This window comes from Amycolatopsis panacis, assembly GCF_003600245.1.
GTDB classification, from domain to species: Bacteria; Actinomycetota; Actinomycetes; order Mycobacteriales; family Pseudonocardiaceae; genus Amycolatopsis; species Amycolatopsis sulphurea.
Window position 1 is genome coordinate 1 of record NZ_QZFV01000123.1, and the last position, 16,174, is coordinate 16,174.

A 16,174-nucleotide genomic window follows, 5' to 3' on the forward strand; every position below is an offset into this window, starting at 1 on the left:
GCCTGACAGCGCCGATGGTACTGCAACCGAAGGGTTGTGGGAGAGTAGGACACCGCCGAACTCAACCTAGACAGGTCAGGCCCCGGTCGAGAACCCCCACAAGGGCTCTCCCGGGGCCTCCCTGCATGCCCGCACTCCCTCGGGCCACCAGCCGACGTCAACGGGCGTCCGGCCGCCCCGTAGGATGGACAGCCGGTCCCCTAGCGGACCATCCGTGAGAATTCAAGAGTTTCGATGGCAGGAGGCCAGGTGTCCGAGTTCGGTCGACGGGACTCAGCAGATGATGGGTCCGGACGGTCGGCTCGCCGCGACCAGGACTCCCGCGGCGGCCGGTCCGACGCGCCCCGGGGAGACCGGCGCGGCGCGCGGCAGGACCGCGGCGGCCGGGACAGCGGCCACCAGGGCCGGCCCCGCCGCGACGACCGGGGTGCCCGCGGCGCCAGTGGCTTCGCCGGCCGCCCGGGCCGCGGCGACGGGCCGCGGGACAACCGCGGCTACGCAGGCAAACGTGACGAGGACCGGCGCGGCTCCGACAACCGCTCCGGCGGTCGGCCGCACGGCAAACCCTCCTCTGGCGACCGTTCCTCCCGCCGTTGGGACGATCGGGACGACCGGCGGGGCAACAGCGGATTCCGCAGTGACGACCGGCGCGGTGACAACCGCGGTGACCGTGACTCGCGAGGATTCCGCGACGATCGCGGTTCCGGCGGGTTCCGGCGCGACGATCGGGATTCCGGTGGTTCCCGAGGTGCACAGCGCGAGGACCGTGGTTTCGGCGGCTCGCGCGATCGGCGCGACGACCGCGGGCCGGGTGGCTCCCGCGGCGGCCAGCGAGACGATCGCGCCTCGGGCGGCTTTCGCGGAGACCGCCGGGACGATCGAGGGAACAGTGGGTTCCGCGGAGACCGGCGAGACGACCGTGGAGACAGCGGATTCCGTAGCGACCGGCGGGATGACCGTGCGAGCGGCGGTTTCCGCGGCGATCGTCGGGATAATCGTGGTGACGGTGGATTCCGTAATGACCGCGGCAGCAGTGGGTTCCGCGGGGATCGTCGGGACAGTCGTGGTGAGGGCGGATTCCGTAACGATCGTCGGGATGACCGTGGCTCATCGAGCGGATTCCGTGGCGGGCAACGGGACGACCGTGCCGGCGGTGGTCCCCGTGGGGAGCGGAATGATGGCCGTGACGCCGGTGGCTTCCGCAATGATCGGCGCGACGAGCGTGGCGGCAGCGGATTCCGTAATGACCGTGGGAATAGCGGTTATCGCGGCGACCGGCGGGACGATCGCGGGAGTGGTGGTTTCCGCGGGGAGCGTCGGGATGACCGTGGCGGCAGCGGATTCCGTAGCGACCGTGGGTCGAGTGGCTATCGTGACGACCGCGGGGGCGCCCGTGGCGACCGGCGCGATGACCGCGGCTCGGGTGGGTTCCGGGACCGGCGTGAGGACCGTGGGCCGGGCGGCTACCGGGGAGATCGTGGTGACGACCGCCGGTCCGGCGGGTTCCGCGATCGGCGGGACGACCGGGATTCCGGCGGATACCGTGGGGATCGCGCCGGCGGGTCCCGTCCGGGGTCTCGGGATGACCGCGGTTTCCGTAAGGACGACCGGCGCTCTTCGAGCGATCGTGACGGCGGCGCGCGGTCGGACCGTGGTTTCCGGAACAACGAGGGCGGCTTCCGGGACCGGCAGGGTGCTGGTGAGGACCGGAGCGGTGGGTTCCGTGACCGGCGTGACGAGCGTGGCGGCCAGAGCGATGAATTCGAGGACCGTCTGGGCTCTGACGGCGGATTCCGTAGCGGAGAACGCGGTGATCGGCCGGGCGACCGCGGGCCGGGTGGCTCGGGTGACGATCAGCGAGACGATCGCGCCTCGGGCGGCGTTCGCGAAGGTGGCCGGGACCCTCGCGACGAGAGTGCGGCTGGGGACGACGGTGTCGCGGCGGGCGGTCGCGAGGACGTCGAACTGGCCCATGGCGGTGGCGAGCTGGTCGCTGGCAGCGCGAAAGGCGTTGCGGGTGAACAGGAATCGGGCGACGGCTCGGCTCGGGACGAGGACGCCCGTGGCGACCGGGACATCCAGGGCGACGGTGCTGGGAACGGTGACGAGCGCGAAACCGGCGGCGCGGGTGCGGTAGCCCGCGAGACGTGCGCTGGCCGGGATGACCGTGCCGACGAGGCGGCTTCGGACGAGCGTTCAAGCCGGTCGAAAGCGGCCGGCGGGGATGGTGTCTCGCCGGGGCATGCCGAGTCGCGGGACAGCGATGACGTGCCGGACCGTGGTGGACTGCGGGACAGCGATGACCTGCCGGACCATGGCGGGCTGCGGGACGGCGGCGACGGCGGTGGTGCCGCGGACCGAGGCAAGGGTCATGACGCGGACCGCGGCGAGTTGCCGGACGACCGGCCGCGGGAAGACCGCCGTGTCGGGGAAGGTCGTGACGAAAGTGACGGTCGTGGTTTCCGGGACGATCGTGGCGTGCGTGACGAGCGAGGCTCGCGTGACGACAGTGGCTCGCGTGACGACAGTGGCTCGCGTGACGACAGCGGTTTCCGGGACGATCGTGGTCAGCGTGACGTGCAGGGTTCGCGGGATGACCGTGGGTTCGGGGACGACGGTGGCTCCCGTGACGAGCGTGGTATGGATAACCGGGACAGCCGGGACAGCCGAGGTTTCCGTGACAGCCGGGATTCCCGGGATAGCAGCGACAGCAGCGACCGTGACAGCCGAGAGCGCCGCGAAGGCCGGGACAACCGTGACAGCTGGGGAAGCCGGGGCAACCGCGATTCCCGTGACAGCGGAGACCGCCGTGACGGCCGAGACCGCCGCGACAGCGGAGACAGCCGCGAAGGCCGCGATTCCCGTGATAACCGCGGCAAGCGCGACGACCGAGGATCGCGGCCAGGCGCGAGGGAAGGGCGCGAAGCGCTTGGAGACGCAGCCCTGGCCCGCGAGTTGCTCGACGCGCCGGAGCTGCCCGAGGACGTGGAGTTCTCCGACCTCGACGAAGAGGTCCGCCGGGAGCTGCGGACGTTGCCGAAGGGGCTGGCCGAGACCGTCGGCAAGCACTTGGCGGCTGCGGGCGGGCTGCTCGAAGACGACCCCGAGGCAGCGCTCGCGCACGCCCGTTACGCCAAGACCAAGGCCTCGCGCGTGCCGATCGTCCGGGAGGCGCTTGGGCTGGTCGCCTATCACTCCGGGAACTGGCAGGAAGCTCTGTCCGAACTCCGCGCGGTGCGGCGGATGACGCGCAGCGACGAGCACATCGCGGTCATCGCGGACGCCGAGCGGGCGCTGGGGCGGCCGGAGCGCGCTCTCGACCTGGCCAAGGAGACCGACAAGGAGCGGCTCACCAAGGCCACCCGGGTCGAGCTGGCGATTGTGGCGGCCGGGGCGCGGCGGGACCTCGGGCAGGTCGACGCGGCGGTGGTCTCGTTGCAGGGGCCGGATCTTGAGGCGGGGCGGCGTGACCCGTGGAGTGCGCGATTGTTCTACGCGTACGCGGACAACCTCGTCGCGGCCGGGCGTACGGAAGAAGCGGCGCGCTGGTTCCTCAACGCCGCCGAAGCCGACACCGAGGGCGAGACGGACGCTGGCGAGCGGGCTGCGGAGCTTGCGAATGAGTGATGCCCTGCTCGCGGGGTACGACGCGGTGCTGTTCGATCTCGACGGCACCGTGTACCACGGCGCGCAGGTCATCGAGGGCGCGCCCGAGACCGTGGCGGCCGTACGCAGCCAGGGCACGGCCGTGCGGTTCGTGACCAACAACGCCTCGAAGTCGCCTGAGGACGTCGTCGCGCACCTTCGGGGGCTGGGGCTGTCCGCAGAGGTCGCCGAAGTGCACACGAGTGCCCAGGCCGCTGTCGCAGTGCTCGGTGAGAGCCTCGCGAAGGGCGCCGAGGTTCTCGTCGTCGGTACGGCGTCCCTGGCGAACGCAGTCGCCGCGGCGGGGCTGACGCCGGTGCGCAGGGCGAGCGCCGCGGTCGCCGCCGTCGTGCAGGGTCACTCGCCGGACAACGCGTGGGCGGACCTTGCCGAAGCGTGTCTCGCGATCCGTGCGGGTGCGCTGTGGGTGGCGTGCAACGTCGACGCGACGCTGCCTAGCGAACGTGGACTGTTGCCGGGCAACGGTTCCATGGTCGCTGCGCTGCGTACGGCGACTGACACCGAGCCGGTGGTCGCCGGGAAACCGCAGCCGTTGCTCTTCGAGACGGCCGCACGGTCCGAGCGCGCGCTGGTCGTCGGGGACCGGCTGGACACGGACATCGCCGGCGCCGTCGCGGCCGGGCTCGACGTGTTGTGCGTCCTCACCGGCGTCGCCACTCCGGCAAGCGTGCTGCGTGCCGTGCCCGCTGAACGGCCCACGCACCTCGGCGCGGACCTCACCGCGCTTACCCTCCCCGCGGATGAGCTTCGCATCGGCCCGCGGCCCAGCTGGGAGATCAGCGAAGGCAACGTACTCACCGTACGAGGCGAAGGTGCGCCACTTGACCTGCTTCGCGCGCTCTGCGCCGCCGCATGGCGTACCGAAGTGACCACGGTCCGGGCCGAAGGCGACGCGGCCGGTGCCGCGCTGACCGGGCTGGGCCTGGCCTGACTGGTAGTTTGGGCAGGTGCATCCGAACGTTCCGCGGCCCGTTCCCGGGCCCCCGTCGATCCCCGGCCCCGGCCCGCAGCAGACCGACCCGCGGGCCGGTATCGAGGAGGCCGTGGCCGGACTTGACGACCTGGACACGCTGCCGCCCGCCGAGCACGTGGACCGCTTCGAGGCCGTGCACACCGAGCTGACCGTCGCCCTGTCCAGCATCGACAGGGTCTGACCGGAAAGGTCTGATCGGAGTGCCCCGAAGGGCCCGCCTCGACGCGGAACTGGTACGCCGTGGTCTCGCCCGCTCCCGGGAGCAGGCTTCGGCGCTCATCACCGGTGGCAAGGTCACCGTACGCGGCATGGTCGCCAGCAAGCCCGCCACCGGCGTGGAAACCGACGCGCCGATCGTCGTGAAGGACGAGGACAACCCCGGCTGGGCGTCGCGTGGCGCGCACAAGCTGCTCGGCGCTCTGGAGGCGTTCGGTCCGCAGGGGCTGGCCGTCGAGGGCCGCCGCTGTCTCGACGCGGGCGCGTCGACCGGCGGTTTCACCGACGTGCTGCTGCGCGGCGGCGCGGCGACGGTGATCGCCGCGGACGTCGGGCGCGGCCTGCTCGACTGGCGGCTGCGTACGGACGAACGGGTGGTCGTGCTCGACCGCACCAACGTGCGCAACCTGACCCCGGAAGACCTGGGCGGCCCGGTCGACCTGGTGGTCGGGGACCTGTCGTTCATCTCGCTCAAGCTCGTGCTGCCCGCGCTCGCCGCCTGCGCCCGCGAAGGCGCGGACCTGGTACCGATGGTCAAACCGCAGTTCGAGGTCGGCAAGGACCGGCTCGGCAGCGGCGGGGTCGTGCGGGATCCGCAGCTGCGTGCGGAATCCGTGCTGGGCGTGCTCGCCGAGGCCGCGAAGCTCGGGCTCGATCTGCGCGGGGTGACGGCGAGCCCGCTGCCCGGACCGTCGGGCAACGTCGAATACTTCGTCTGGTTGCGGCGCACAGCGGAGCGCAGCGGTGGCACTGTGGACGATGCCGAGCGGCTTGTCCGGGCCGCCGTGCAGGAGGGACCGCAGTGACCAGCGAACGTGAAGTACTGCTCGTGGCGCATCCGGACCGGGAGACCACCCGGGACGCGGCCCGCGAGGTGTCCCAGCGATTCGCCGAGGCCGGGATCCGGCTGCGCGTGACCGACGGGGACATGCTCAAGCTGATCGACCCGCACGGCTGCCTGGCCATGCCGTGCACGGTGGTGGCACCGAAGGACGATCCGGCCCGCGGCGCGGAGCTGGTCTTCGTGCTCGGCGGCGACGGCACGCTGCTGCGCGCGGCGGAGCTGGCCCGGTCGGCCGGGGTGCCGGTGCTCGGCGTCAACCTGGGCCGCGTGGGTTTCCTGGCCGAGGCCGATTCGGAGGCGCTCGGCGACGCGGTGCAGCGGGTGGTCGCGCGCGAGTACCACGTCGAGGAGCGGATGACGGTCGACGTCACGGTCACCGACGCGGGCACCGAGCTGTACCGGACCTGGGCGCTCAACGAGGTCAGCGTCGAGAAGTTCACCCGGGAGCGGGTACTTGACGCACTGATCGAGGTCGACGGGCGGCCGGTGTCGTCGTTCGGGTGTGACGGCGTGCTGTGCGCGACGCCGACCGGATCGACCGCCTACGCCTTCTCCGCCGGGGGACCGATCCTCTGGCCGGACGTCGAGGCGCTGCTGGTGGTGCCGAACAACGCGCACGCGATGTTCTCCCGGCCGCTGGTCGTCTCGCCCTCGTCGGTGATCTCCGTCGGGATCGACCCGACCGGCCCGAAGGCCGTGCTGACCTGCGACGGGCTGCGCACCTTCGATCTGCCGCCGGGCGCGCTGGTCGAGGTGGTGTGCGGGCACCAGCCGGTTCGCCTGGTCCGGCTGCGCGAGGGCGTGTTCACAGACCGGCTCGTGCACAAGTTCGGCCTGCCCGTGCGCAGCTGGCGGGAACGGCGCAGCGGCGGCCGCTCGGTCTGACCTGGTCCGCGACGCGCCCGCACAGGTGTTCGACCAGCGGAAAGAGGAGTTACCGGGCCTCGCGCGCACGGAAGGTCGGTGGGGGCGGCTACGGTATGCCTCGTGCTGGCCGAGATGCGCATCCAGGGCCTCGGAGTCATCGAGGACGCCCTGCTGGAACTGCACCCGGGCTTCACCGTCGTGACCGGTGAGACGGGCGCGGGAAAGACCATGGTCGTCACCGGCCTGCACCTGCTCTCCGGTGGGCGGGCGGAGGCGTCCAAGGTCCGGAACGGAATGCTCAAGGCGTACGTCGAGGGCCGGTTCGCGCTCACCGGGGACGACGCGGCGAGCCGGATCGTCACCGACGCGGGTGCGGACGTGGACGAGGACGGCAGCGTGATCGCCGTGCGCTCGGTCGCGGCGGACGGCCGTTCCCGCGCGCATCTGGGCGGCCGTTCGGTGCCGGTGGGGGTGCTGGCCGAGCTGTCCGAGCAGGTCATCGCCGTGCACGGGCAGAACGACCAGCTACGCCTGCTGCGTCCCGCCGAGCAGCGTGCGGTGATCGACCGCTTCGCCGGCGACGCGGTGGCCGAGCCGCTGGCCGCCTATCGCGAAGCGCGCGCCGCGTGGCTGGACGTGCTCGCCGAGTTGCTCGAACGCTCCACCCGTTCGAGGGAAATGGCGCAACAGGCCGACCTGCTCAAACACGGTCTGATCGAGATCGACGCGGTCGCTCCCGAGCCGGGCGAGGATGTGGAGCTCACCGAGCAGATCAAGCGGCTGGCCGCCGTCGACGAGCTGCGCGAGACCGCCACCGGCGCGCATGCTGCGGTATCCGGCTCCCAGGACGGCGACCCGGACGCGCCAGGCGCGCTCGGGCTGGTGGGCGAGGCGGTGCGGCGGCTGGCCTCGGCCGAGGACTCCGCGCTGCGCGATCTCGTGCCGCGGCTGGAGGAGGCCTCCGTGCTGCTCGGCGACGTGGGTGCGGAGCTGGGCGGCTACGTGGAGGGCCTGGACGCCGATCCGGCGCTGCTGGAGAAGGTGCTGGCCCGGCAGGCGGATCTCAAGCGCCTGACCCGCAAATACGCCGCGGACGTCGACGGGGTGCTCGCCTGGGCGGAGGACGCCCGTCGCAGGCTCGAATCGATGGACACCTCCGAGGAGGCGCTGTCCGCGCTGGCCACCCGCCGGGACGAGCTGGCGGAGCGGCTGGTCGGGCACGCCACCGAGGTGTCCGCCGCCCGCGGCAAGGCGGCCGCCGAACTGGCCACCGCGATCACCAAGGAGCTGTCCGGCCTGGCGATGGGCCAGGCCGAGCTGGAGATCACCGTCGAACAGCGCCCCGCCGAACACGGCGACCGCCAGGCCCTCGCCATCGACGGGCACGCGGTGCACGCCGGTCCGGACGGGGTGGACGAGGTCGAACTGCTGCTGCGGGCGCACAACGGCGCGCCGCCGCTGCCGGTGCACAAGGCCGCGTCGGGCGGGGAGCTGTCCCGGGTGATGCTGGCCATCGAGGTGGTGCTGGCGCACGCGGACACCGTGCAGACGCTGGTGTTCGACGAGGTCGACGCCGGGGTCGGTGGCCGGGCCGCGGTGGAGATCGGCCGCAGGCTCGCCCGGCTCGCGCGCACCCACCAGGTCCTGGTGGTCACGCACCTGCCGCAGGTTGCCGCGTTCGCCGACCAGCACCTGGTGGTGGACAAGGGCACCAGCGGCGGGGTCACGCGCAGCGGCGTGAAGCTGCTCGACCAGGGTGACCGGGTGCAGGAGCTGGCCCGCATGCTGGCCGGGATGGACGGCACGGAGACCGGCCGCGCGCACGCCGAGGAACTCCTCGCGGCGGCGGAGAAGGACAAGACCGCCGCACCGGCGGCGAAGTCCGGCGGCGCGGGGAAACGTAAGCGCGCCAAGAAGTCCTGAGTGGCGGGCCGGTGCTTGCGGGCGTTGGTGCCCGGGGGAAACGCTGAGTCTCGCTCGACGGGAGCATGTCGGGGTGTGGTCTGGGGGGCAGGAGCGGCGCAGGGGTCCCGGGGCAGGCAGGCGTGGTGAGGGCGTGAGGCGGCGTTCGTGCCGGGTCGGGTGGCGGGTGCGTGGGCCGGTGTCAATGCTGTGAAGGGTCCCTTTACGGACTCTGGGGCTGTGAAGGGTCCCTTCACGCCACGCAGGCCAGCCGAAGAAGAGCACTGCGGCTGCGGCAGACTGAAACCGCGCCGGGACGTTCCGGCCGGAGGCCGAGTGCGGCTCGCACCGGAAAGGACTGGCCCGCCCGTATGACCTGGACGCTCGCATGACCCGGACCGCGGACGTGGAGGCCGAGCTGGCGCTGGCCCGGCGGGACGGGGACTTCGACCGGTTCCTCGGGCTGCTCGGCGCCGAGGAGCTGTTCGTGCCGATCCACCGGGACGAGGCGCAGCGGCTGGCCCGGCAGCGGGTGTGGTCGCCCGCGCGGGTCTGCTGCGCGCACGGTGGCGAGCCGTCCCTGCAGGTGTTCACGCGGGGCGCGGTGCCCGACCTCGGCGACGGCGTCGTGTTCCTCAGCGGCGATCTCGACTGGGCCACGTGCGGGCTCGGCGACGGTGCGCAGATCGTGTTCAACCTGGGTACGCCGGGGGAGTGGCGGGTCCGCGCGTCCGCCGTGCAGCCGTGGCTGGAGGCCAATCCGCACCGGGTCACCGTGGCCGAACAGCAGGTCGAGCGGCTGCACACCGCGGCCTACGGGCATCTCGACGGCCCGGTCGCGCACGCGCTCGCCTGCGGTGCGCCGCAAGCGGTTCTGGTCGGGGAGCCGTGGAACGTGCTCGACGCGCGACGGCACGACTACGTCGCCGAGGTCCGTGGGCTGCACGACTGGTGGGACGTCTCGGACGCGGCCGGTTGGCGGGCCGCGCTCGACGGACTGCTCGGCGACGAACGTCCGCTCACTCCGGCCGCCGTGGTCCTCGCGTTGCGGGAGGGGCCGGACCTCGATCCGCTTTCCTGGGCGGAACTCGCCGTGCAGTGGTGCGGTGCGCACGGCCGGTCCGGGCAGGCCGGGCTGCTCGTCGAGACCCTCCGCCGGATCGTGCGGTGCGAGCAGCGGCTGCGGGCGGACGGGGTACTGATGCCGGGCAGCGCGGTGGGGAGCACTTGGGGCTGGGATGTGGGCCGCGCGGTGGAACTGGTGCGCCGCGGTCTCGCCGTCGGGCACTGCGATCCGCTGACCGCCGAGCTGCACCTGCTGGAGGCCGGGGCCCTCGCCCGTCGTTACTGCGAGTCATGGCCCGAGCTGGCCGCGGGCTGGTTGCTCGGCCGGGTGCTGGACCTGGACGAGGAATGCTTCGGCGAGCACTACCGGACCTCGGTGCGGGTCTGTCACCTGCTGCTTGATGATCTTGGGAGCCCCTGGTGGACCCTTGATTCCGCGGGCGCCCAACCCGACAGCAAACCCTGAACGGGGGATTGCCGCCCGACGGCTCACCACAACGGGTCACCTCGGCCTCGGCGCGTCGGCGGTAATCCCGGGCACAAATTTGTCACCATCAGCCCCATGAAACTCACCGGTCTCCTTGCGCGGAACCAGGAAGCCCTCCCCGGCATCACCGGTGTCGCGCGGGTCGACCGCCGCACCCGTGAACTGCTGCGACGGGTGAGCGTGGGCGACATCGTCGTGCTCGACCAGCTCGACCTCGACCGGGCCACCGCCGACGCGCTGGTGGCCGCGGAGGTCGCCGCGGTGCTCAACGCCTCGCCCTCGATCTCCGGCCGGTTTCCCAACCTGGGACCGGAAATCCTCGTCGCGGCGGGCATCCCGCTGATCGACTCGGTGGGCGGGGAACTGCTGCGCACGGTCAAGGACGGCACCAAGCTGCGCGTCCACGAAAGCGCGGTGTACCTGGGGGAACGCCAGCTGGCCTCCGGCGTCGAGCAGACCGCGGAGAGCGTCGCGGACCAGATGATCGAGGCCAAGGCCGGGATGTCCACCCAGCTGGAGGCCTTCTCCGCGAACACCATCGAGTTCCTCCGCCGCGAGCGCACGCTGATCCTCGACGGCGTCGGCGTGCCGGAGCTGACGGTGCCGATCCGCGACCGGCACGTGCTCGTGGTGGCCGGCGGCACCGGGCACGCCGAAGATCTGAAGCGGCTCAAGAAGTACCTCGGCGAGCATCGTCCGGTGCTGATCGGCGTGGATGCCGGCGCGGACACCCTGCGCGCGCAGGGCCACGTCCCGGACGTGATCGTCGGCGATCCGACCGGGATCGGTACCGCCACACTCCGCAGCGGCGGCGAGGTCGTGGTCCCCGCGCAGCCCGATGGGCACGCCGCGGGCGTCGAGCGGATCCAGGACCTCGGCATCGGCGCGGTCACCTTCCCGGCGTCGGGCAACTCCGAGGACCTCGCGCTGCTGCTGGCCGACGCGCACGGCGCGAGCCTCGTGGTGACCGTGGGCTTCCAGGCCACCCTGCGCGAGTTCCTCGACCACGGCCGGTCCGGGTCCAACCCGTCGACCTTCCTCACCCGGCTCAAGCTGGGCACCAAGCTGGTCGACGGCAAGGCCGTCGCGACGCTGCACCGCAGCCGGGTGTCGCTGGGCGCCGTCGCGCTGCTCGTCCTCGCCGCCGTCGTCGTGGTGGTCGCCGCGCTGCTCGTCTCCGACGTCGGCTCCGTCTACCTGGACTGGATCCAGCACACCTGGTCCACGTTCACCACCTGGGTGAGGGGGCTCTTCGCGTGATTTCCCTGCGCTACCACATCGTTTCGATCACCGCCTGCTTCCTCGCCCTCGCGGTCGGCGTGGTGCTCGGCTCGACCGCGCTGAACGGTTCGCTGCTCTCGGGCCTGTCCGACGAGCGGAAGGATCTGGGCACCCAGGTGTCGGATCTGGAGGCGCAGCGCAACGTGCTGAACGCGCGGCTGGCCGACGCGGACGCGTTCGCCGGTGCGATGGGCCCGAAAATGGTGGCCGGCGCGCTGGACAAGCGCACCGTGCTGCTGGTGACCACGCAGGACGCGCGCCCGGCCGACCGGGACGCGCTCAAGAAGCTGGTCGGCCAGTCCGGCGCCTCGGTGACCGGGGAGCTGCAGCTGACCGACGCGTTCACCGATCCGGCCAAGACCGATCAGCTGCGCGACGTGGTGACCCGGCTGCAGCCGGCCGGGGCGAAATTCCCCACCGCGGGTGATTCCGGCACGCTGGCCGGCGCGCTGCTGGGCTCGGTGCTGCTGCTGGACAAGAGCACCGCCAAACCGCAGTCCGGCCCGGACGAGCTGGCCGCCGCCCTGAGCGGGCTCACCGACGGCGGGTTCGTGAAGCCGACCCAGGGCGCGCAGCCCGCGCAGCTGGCCGTCGTGCTCACCGGCGCGCAGCAGACGGGGGAGGGCGCCGGTGACCGGGCGGCCTCCATCGCGCGGTTCGCCGCGCAGCTCGACCGTTCCGGCGCGGGCGCGGTGCTGGCCGGCGATCCGGGTTCGGCCGAGGGCAGCGGCCCGCTCGGCGTGGTCCGCGCGGACACCTCGGCGACCTCCATTCTGTCCACTGTGGACAACGTGGACTCCCAGGCGGGCCGGGTGGCCACCCTGCTCGCGCTCAAGGAACAGCTGGACGGCGGCGCGGGCCGCTACGGGATCGCGGGCAACGCGCAGTCTCCCGCGCCCGGGGTCGGTTCCGCGGGCAACTGAGTCCTCCCGAGCGTCGGCGGCGGAACGGGGATCCCTTCTGAGGGTGAGGGACCCCCGCACCGCCGCCGATTCCTGTGCGCGGACGGTTTCGTGGCCGTTCTCACAGCCGGGCGGCAACCGCCGGTCACGCCCGGTTCGCCGGGCCCGCATCAGGTTTCCTTCAGTGACTTCATGGGTGATTCACAGCTGCACACGCGAATCTGGCACGATGATCGGCACCGACCCAGGAGTATGCCGCAGCGATGACGACCACTGAGACTCCGCATGTGCACGCGGAGGAACCGGCCTCCGCGCCGGCGGCGAAGGCGCGGCATCTGCGCCAGCTGGACCTGTACCGGGTCATCACCTTCGCCCTGGTGATCTTCATCCACGTGCTGGTCTCCACCACCTACCCGGACAACGTGCTCTCCGCCGCGATCGAGGCGCCCCTGCACTTCGCCCGCGCCGCGTTCTTCGCGCTGACCACCTTCGTGCTGCTGTTCCAGTACCGGAGCAGGCCGCTGGAGGCGCGCCGGTTCTGGCGCCACCGGATCCCGCTGGTCGCGGTGCCCTACCTGGTGTGGTCGGTGCTCTACTGGGGCTACGGCATGCTGACTTCGCCGGACCCGGTCGGGCCGCTGAGCGATCAGCTGTGGACGCTGCTGATCCAGATCGCCACCGGCAGTGCCTGGTACCACCTGTACTTCCTGCTGGTGACCTTGCAGGTGTACCTGGTGTTCCCGCTGCTGGTGAAGCTGGTCGAGGTGATCCGGCGGCGGCCGTGGACGGTGCTCGCGGTCTCCGCGCTGGTGCAGGTCGCGGTGATGAGCTTCCTGAGCTACCCACCGGGCTCCGTGGACTACACCACCGTCTCCCGGTTCTTCGCCACGCTGCTGCCGTACCAGTTCTATTCGATGCTCGGCGCGGTGGCGGCAGTGCACTTGGAGACGATGCACGGCTGGCTGCGGGAACACCGGGGTTGGGTGCTTGCGGGACTGGTCGCCGGGCTCGCGGCGCTCGAAACCGGGTATCTCATGAGCGTGGGGCACGGCGTGTGGCCGGAGATGGCCGCGGACGCCTACCGGCCGTACCTGCTGCCCTGGGTGGTGGTCGCGATCGCCGCGCTGTACATGACGGGCAGCCGCTGGGCCGCGGGCAGGCAACGGGCCGGGCGGTTCATCTCCTGGGCGGTCGACCGGTCGTTCGCGGTGTTCCTGTGCCATCCGCTCGCGCTCGCCCTGCTCGGGCCGTTGATCGAGTTCGTCGGCAATCGCTATGGCTCGCCGTGGACGACCATCGTCGTGTACCCGGCGACGGTCCTGCTCACCTTCGCGATCGTGCTGGTGCTGCGCAGGCTGCCGTGGAGCAAGGCGCTCACTGGCCGCGCCCCTGTGCGAGCCCCGGCACCGGTGCCGTGAAGGGTCCCTTCACGGACGCTGAGTCCGTGAAGGGACCCTTCACAGCCGTACCTCGATCCGTGCTCGGGTGACCTTCGCGGCGATAGGCTCGGTGGTGCGCCGGGTTCGGCGGCGGGGAAGGGGAAACGGTGAGCAGCGCGCAGGAGCATCGGCCACTCGCGGCGACCCGTGAGCGGGTGCGTGAGGCAGTGCGCGAACGGATTCTCACCGGCGTGCTGAAGCCGGGGGACCGGCTGGTGGAGCGCGAGCTGGCCGAGGATCTGGGGGTGTCCCGGGTCCCGGTGCGCGAGGCGATCCGCAGCCTGGAGGCCGAGGGGTTCCTGGTCGTGCAGTCGCCGCGGCGGGTGGTGGTGCGCCAGCTCGCGCGGGTCGACGTCGAGGAGTTGTTCGACGTGCGGGAGGCGCTGGAGAGCCTGGCCGCCGGGCTCGCCGCGGAGCGGGCCGGGAAGCCCGAGCTACGCCGGCTCGAACGGCTGCTGGCCGAGTCCGCGCGGGTCACCCAACGGGGCGACGGCGCGCGGATCACCGTGCTCAACACCCGGTTGCACGACGAGATCGTCGCCATCGCGGGCAACGGCCTGCTCTCCCGCGTGATTCAGCCGCTCGAAGGCCGGTTGCGCTGGCTGACCAGCCAGAACGAACACTGGAGCGATCTGCTCGACGAGCACCGGAAGCTGGTCGGGGCGATCACCTCCGGCGATGCCGGGCGGGCCCGCGAGTACGCCGCCGAGCACGTCCGGGTCAACCGGGAGGTGACCCTGCGGGCGCTGTTCGGCGACGGTGGCGAGGGCGAGCGCCCAGCAAGCTGATGCACGCCCCGGGTGGTGCCATGTCCGAGACGACGGCTGCGCTGTGAAGGGTCCCTTCACGGACTCTGAAGCCGTGAAGGGACCCTTCACAGATCTTCAGGGTGGAGTGCGCGAGCAGCTCGGTGGCACGTCGTGGGGGCGTTCGGTGCGGGCCGGCCGCTGGTGTCCACAGTGGATTGAACGGTCGGTGTGCCGAAGTGGCGCGGGTGTTCCGGAGCGGCTGTCCACAACGGACGGTCGGGTGACCGGGGCGCGCCACGGTCCGGTCCGGGCGGGTACCGGTGCGGCGGACTCCGCGAGCCGGGCGGGTACCTGGGTGGCGGACGTGGTGGGCAGGGCGGGTACCGGCGTGGCGGGCCTAGCCGGGCGGGTACCGGCGTGGTGGATTCCGCGGGCCGGGTCTCAGCCGACCAGCCCGGCCCAGGTCGAGGTGAATCCGGGGAAGGTCTTGCCGACCGTGCCCGGGTTCTCCACCCGCACGTCCGGCACGCGCAGGCCGAGTACCGCGGCGGCCATCACCAGGCGATGATCGTCGTAGGTGTGGAAGACGCCGCCGTGCAGCGGGGCCGGGGTGATGCGCAGGCCGTCGGCGGTCTCGGTCACGCCGGCGCCGAGGCCGGACAGTTCGGTGGCCAGCGCGGTGAGCCGGTCGGTCTCGTGGCCGCGCAGGTGCGCCACGCCGGAGATCAGCGACGGGCCCTCGGCGAAGCACAGCATCGCCGCGATCACCGGGGTCAGCTCGCCGACCTCGTGCAGATCCAGCTCCACGCCGGGAATGGCCGGGCCACCGGTGACGGCGAGGCCGCTGTCGTCGAGAGTCACCTTCGCGCCCAGCGCGGGCAGGAGGCTGCGCAGCCAGTCACCGGGCTGCGTCGTGTGCTTCGGCCAGCCCTGCACTCGTACGGTGCCGCCTGTCACCACTGCCGCGGCGGCGAACGGCGCGGCAGTGGAAAGGTCCGGCTCCACCACGTATTCCGGGCAGGACAGCTTCGAGGGGGAAACGTGGAACTCGCTGCCGTCACGCTCCACAGTGGCCCCGAAGCGGCGCAGCATGTCCAGCGTCATCGCGATGTGGGGCTCGCTCGGCGGCGCGTCGCCCACGAGGCGCACGGTGACGCCCTGGTCGAACGACGGTCCCGCGAGCAGCAGCGCGGAAAGAAACTGACTCGACGCCGACGAATCCAGGTCGACTTTGCCGCCGCGCAGCCCGCCGTCACCGTGCACAGTGAACGGTGGCGCGCCACGGCCCTCGTCGTCGATCCGCGCGCCCACACGACGTAGCGCGGTCAGCAGTGGCCCGATAGGACGGCGGCGGATGGCTTCGTCGCCATCGAACCGCACCGGGATGTTGCCCAGCGAAGCCAGCGCCGGGGTGAACCGCGCGACCGTGCCGGCGTTGCCCATCGTGACGGTCACTTCATCGCCGCGTACGCCGGCAGCGTCGAGCGGGTGCACGAGGAAGCCGTCCGCGGTCTGTTCGGACCGCGCGCCGAGGGTGGCCAGAGCACTGAGCATGAGACGGGTGTCGCGCGAGTCCAGTGGCACGCGTACGCGGATTGGCGCGCTCGCCAGCGCGGACAGCACGTACGCGCGGTTGGTGATCGATTTCGAGCCCGGGACGCGCACAGTCGCGTCGAGGGCGGCGTTCGCCGCTGGGGCCGTCCACTGGTCTTCGTGCGCTTCCGTCACGCGACGCAGCCTAGCGCGACGCGCTTTCGCTCGGGCTGCCGAGCGGTTCCGCGTG

The 16,174-nt window shown here is 72.0% G+C and carries 13 protein-coding genes; 12 read left to right on the forward strand and 1 reads right to left on the reverse strand.

All coding sequences use genetic code 11. The features are described 5' to 3' along the window. The first annotated feature begins 442 nt into the window (after positions 1–442). From D5S19_RS26625 to D5S19_RS26680, 12 genes are all read left to right on the forward strand, one after another. Complete coding sequence (locus tag D5S19_RS26625) at positions 443–2,137, forward strand: hypothetical protein (RefSeq protein WP_147397517.1); 1,695 nt, start codon at positions 443–445, stop codon at positions 2,135–2,137. Positions 2,138–2,268: 131 nt separating this feature from the next. Next, positions 2,269–3,627, forward strand: coding sequence for a hypothetical protein (locus D5S19_RS33360; RefSeq protein WP_233574188.1), 1,359 nt, complete (start codon positions 2,269–2,271; stop codon positions 3,625–3,627). Continuing rightward, complete coding sequence (locus tag D5S19_RS26635) at positions 3,620–4,597, forward strand: HAD-IIA family hydrolase (RefSeq protein WP_120026133.1); 978 nt, start codon at positions 3,620–3,622, stop codon at positions 4,595–4,597. Before D5S19_RS33360 ends, D5S19_RS26635 begins: the two co-directional genes overlap by 8 nt. Positions 4,598–4,613: 16 nt before the next feature. Further along, the gene (locus tag D5S19_RS26640; protein ID WP_120026134.1) at positions 4,614–4,820 is read left to right on the forward strand and encodes a hypothetical protein; all 207 of its coding nucleotides are present in this window, start codon (positions 4,614–4,616) and stop codon (positions 4,818–4,820) included. Positions 4,821–4,839: 19 nt separating this feature from the next. Further along, positions 4,840–5,661 (forward strand): TlyA family RNA methyltransferase, encoded by an 822-nt coding sequence (locus D5S19_RS26645; protein ID WP_120026135.1) that lies wholly within the window; start codon positions 4,840–4,842, stop codon positions 5,659–5,661. Continuing rightward, on the forward strand, positions 5,658–6,584 hold the full coding sequence (locus D5S19_RS26650) for an NAD kinase (RefSeq protein WP_120026136.1): 927 nt from the start codon (positions 5,658–5,660) through the stop codon (positions 6,582–6,584). The genes D5S19_RS26645 and D5S19_RS26650 overlap by 4 nt, the downstream gene beginning before the upstream one ends. Positions 6,585–6,686: 102 nt before the next feature. After that, positions 6,687–8,489 carry a DNA repair protein RecN gene (recN, locus tag D5S19_RS26655; protein WP_199730723.1) on the forward strand — a complete coding sequence of 601 codons (1,803 nt, stop codon included), beginning with the start codon at positions 6,687–6,689 and terminating at the stop codon, positions 8,487–8,489. A gap of 367 nt (positions 8,490–8,856) precedes the next feature. Further along, entirely contained in the window at positions 8,857–9,999 is a 1,143-nt protein-coding gene (locus D5S19_RS26660) for a DUF1266 domain-containing protein (RefSeq protein WP_120026137.1), read from the forward strand. Positions 10,000–10,095: 96 nt separating this feature from the next. Beyond that, the gene (steA, locus tag D5S19_RS26665) at positions 10,096–11,280 is read left to right on the forward strand and encodes a putative cytokinetic ring protein SteA (protein ID WP_120026138.1); all 1,185 of its coding nucleotides are present in this window, start codon (positions 10,096–10,098) and stop codon (positions 11,278–11,280) included. Continuing rightward, positions 11,277–12,224 (forward strand): copper transporter, encoded by a 948-nt coding sequence (locus D5S19_RS26670; protein ID WP_120026139.1) that lies wholly within the window; start codon positions 11,277–11,279, stop codon positions 12,222–12,224. Before steA ends, D5S19_RS26670 begins: the two co-directional genes overlap by 4 nt. Before the next feature lie 242 nt (positions 12,225–12,466). Continuing rightward, positions 12,467–13,621 carry an acyltransferase gene (locus D5S19_RS26675; protein ID WP_120026140.1) on the forward strand — a complete coding sequence of 385 codons (1,155 nt, stop codon included), beginning with the start codon at positions 12,467–12,469 and terminating at the stop codon, positions 13,619–13,621. Positions 13,622–13,749: 128 nt separating this feature from the next. Continuing rightward, entirely contained in the window at positions 13,750–14,430 is a 681-nt protein-coding gene (locus tag D5S19_RS26680) for a GntR family transcriptional regulator (RefSeq protein ID WP_120026141.1), read from the forward strand. A gap of 402 nt (positions 14,431–14,832) precedes the next feature. On the opposite strand, the gene aroA is transcribed toward D5S19_RS26680, so the two are convergent. Further along, positions 14,833–16,119: a 3-phosphoshikimate 1-carboxyvinyltransferase gene (gene aroA / locus D5S19_RS26685; protein ID WP_120026142.1), complete on the reverse strand. Its 1,287-nt coding sequence runs from the start codon at positions 16,117–16,119 to the stop codon at positions 14,833–14,835. Between the last annotated feature and the right edge of the window lie 55 nt (positions 16,120–16,174).

What these genes read in the sequence shown, in the direction of transcription:
- D5S19_RS26675 (WP_120026140.1), top strand. Translation starts at nt 12,467, where the DNA reads ATGACGACCACTGAGACTCCGCATGTGCACGCGGAGGAACCGGCCTCC.
- steA (WP_120026138.1), top strand. Translation starts at nt 10,096, where the DNA reads ATGAAACTCACCGGTCTCCTTGCGCGGAACCAGGAAGCCCTCCCCGGC.
- D5S19_RS26635 (WP_120026133.1), top strand. Translation starts at nt 3,620, where the DNA reads ATGAGTGATGCCCTGCTCGCGGGGTACGACGCGGTGCTGTTCGATCTC.
- D5S19_RS26660 (WP_120026137.1), top strand. Translation starts at nt 8,857, where the DNA reads ATGACCCGGACCGCGGACGTGGAGGCCGAGCTGGCGCTGGCCCGGCGG.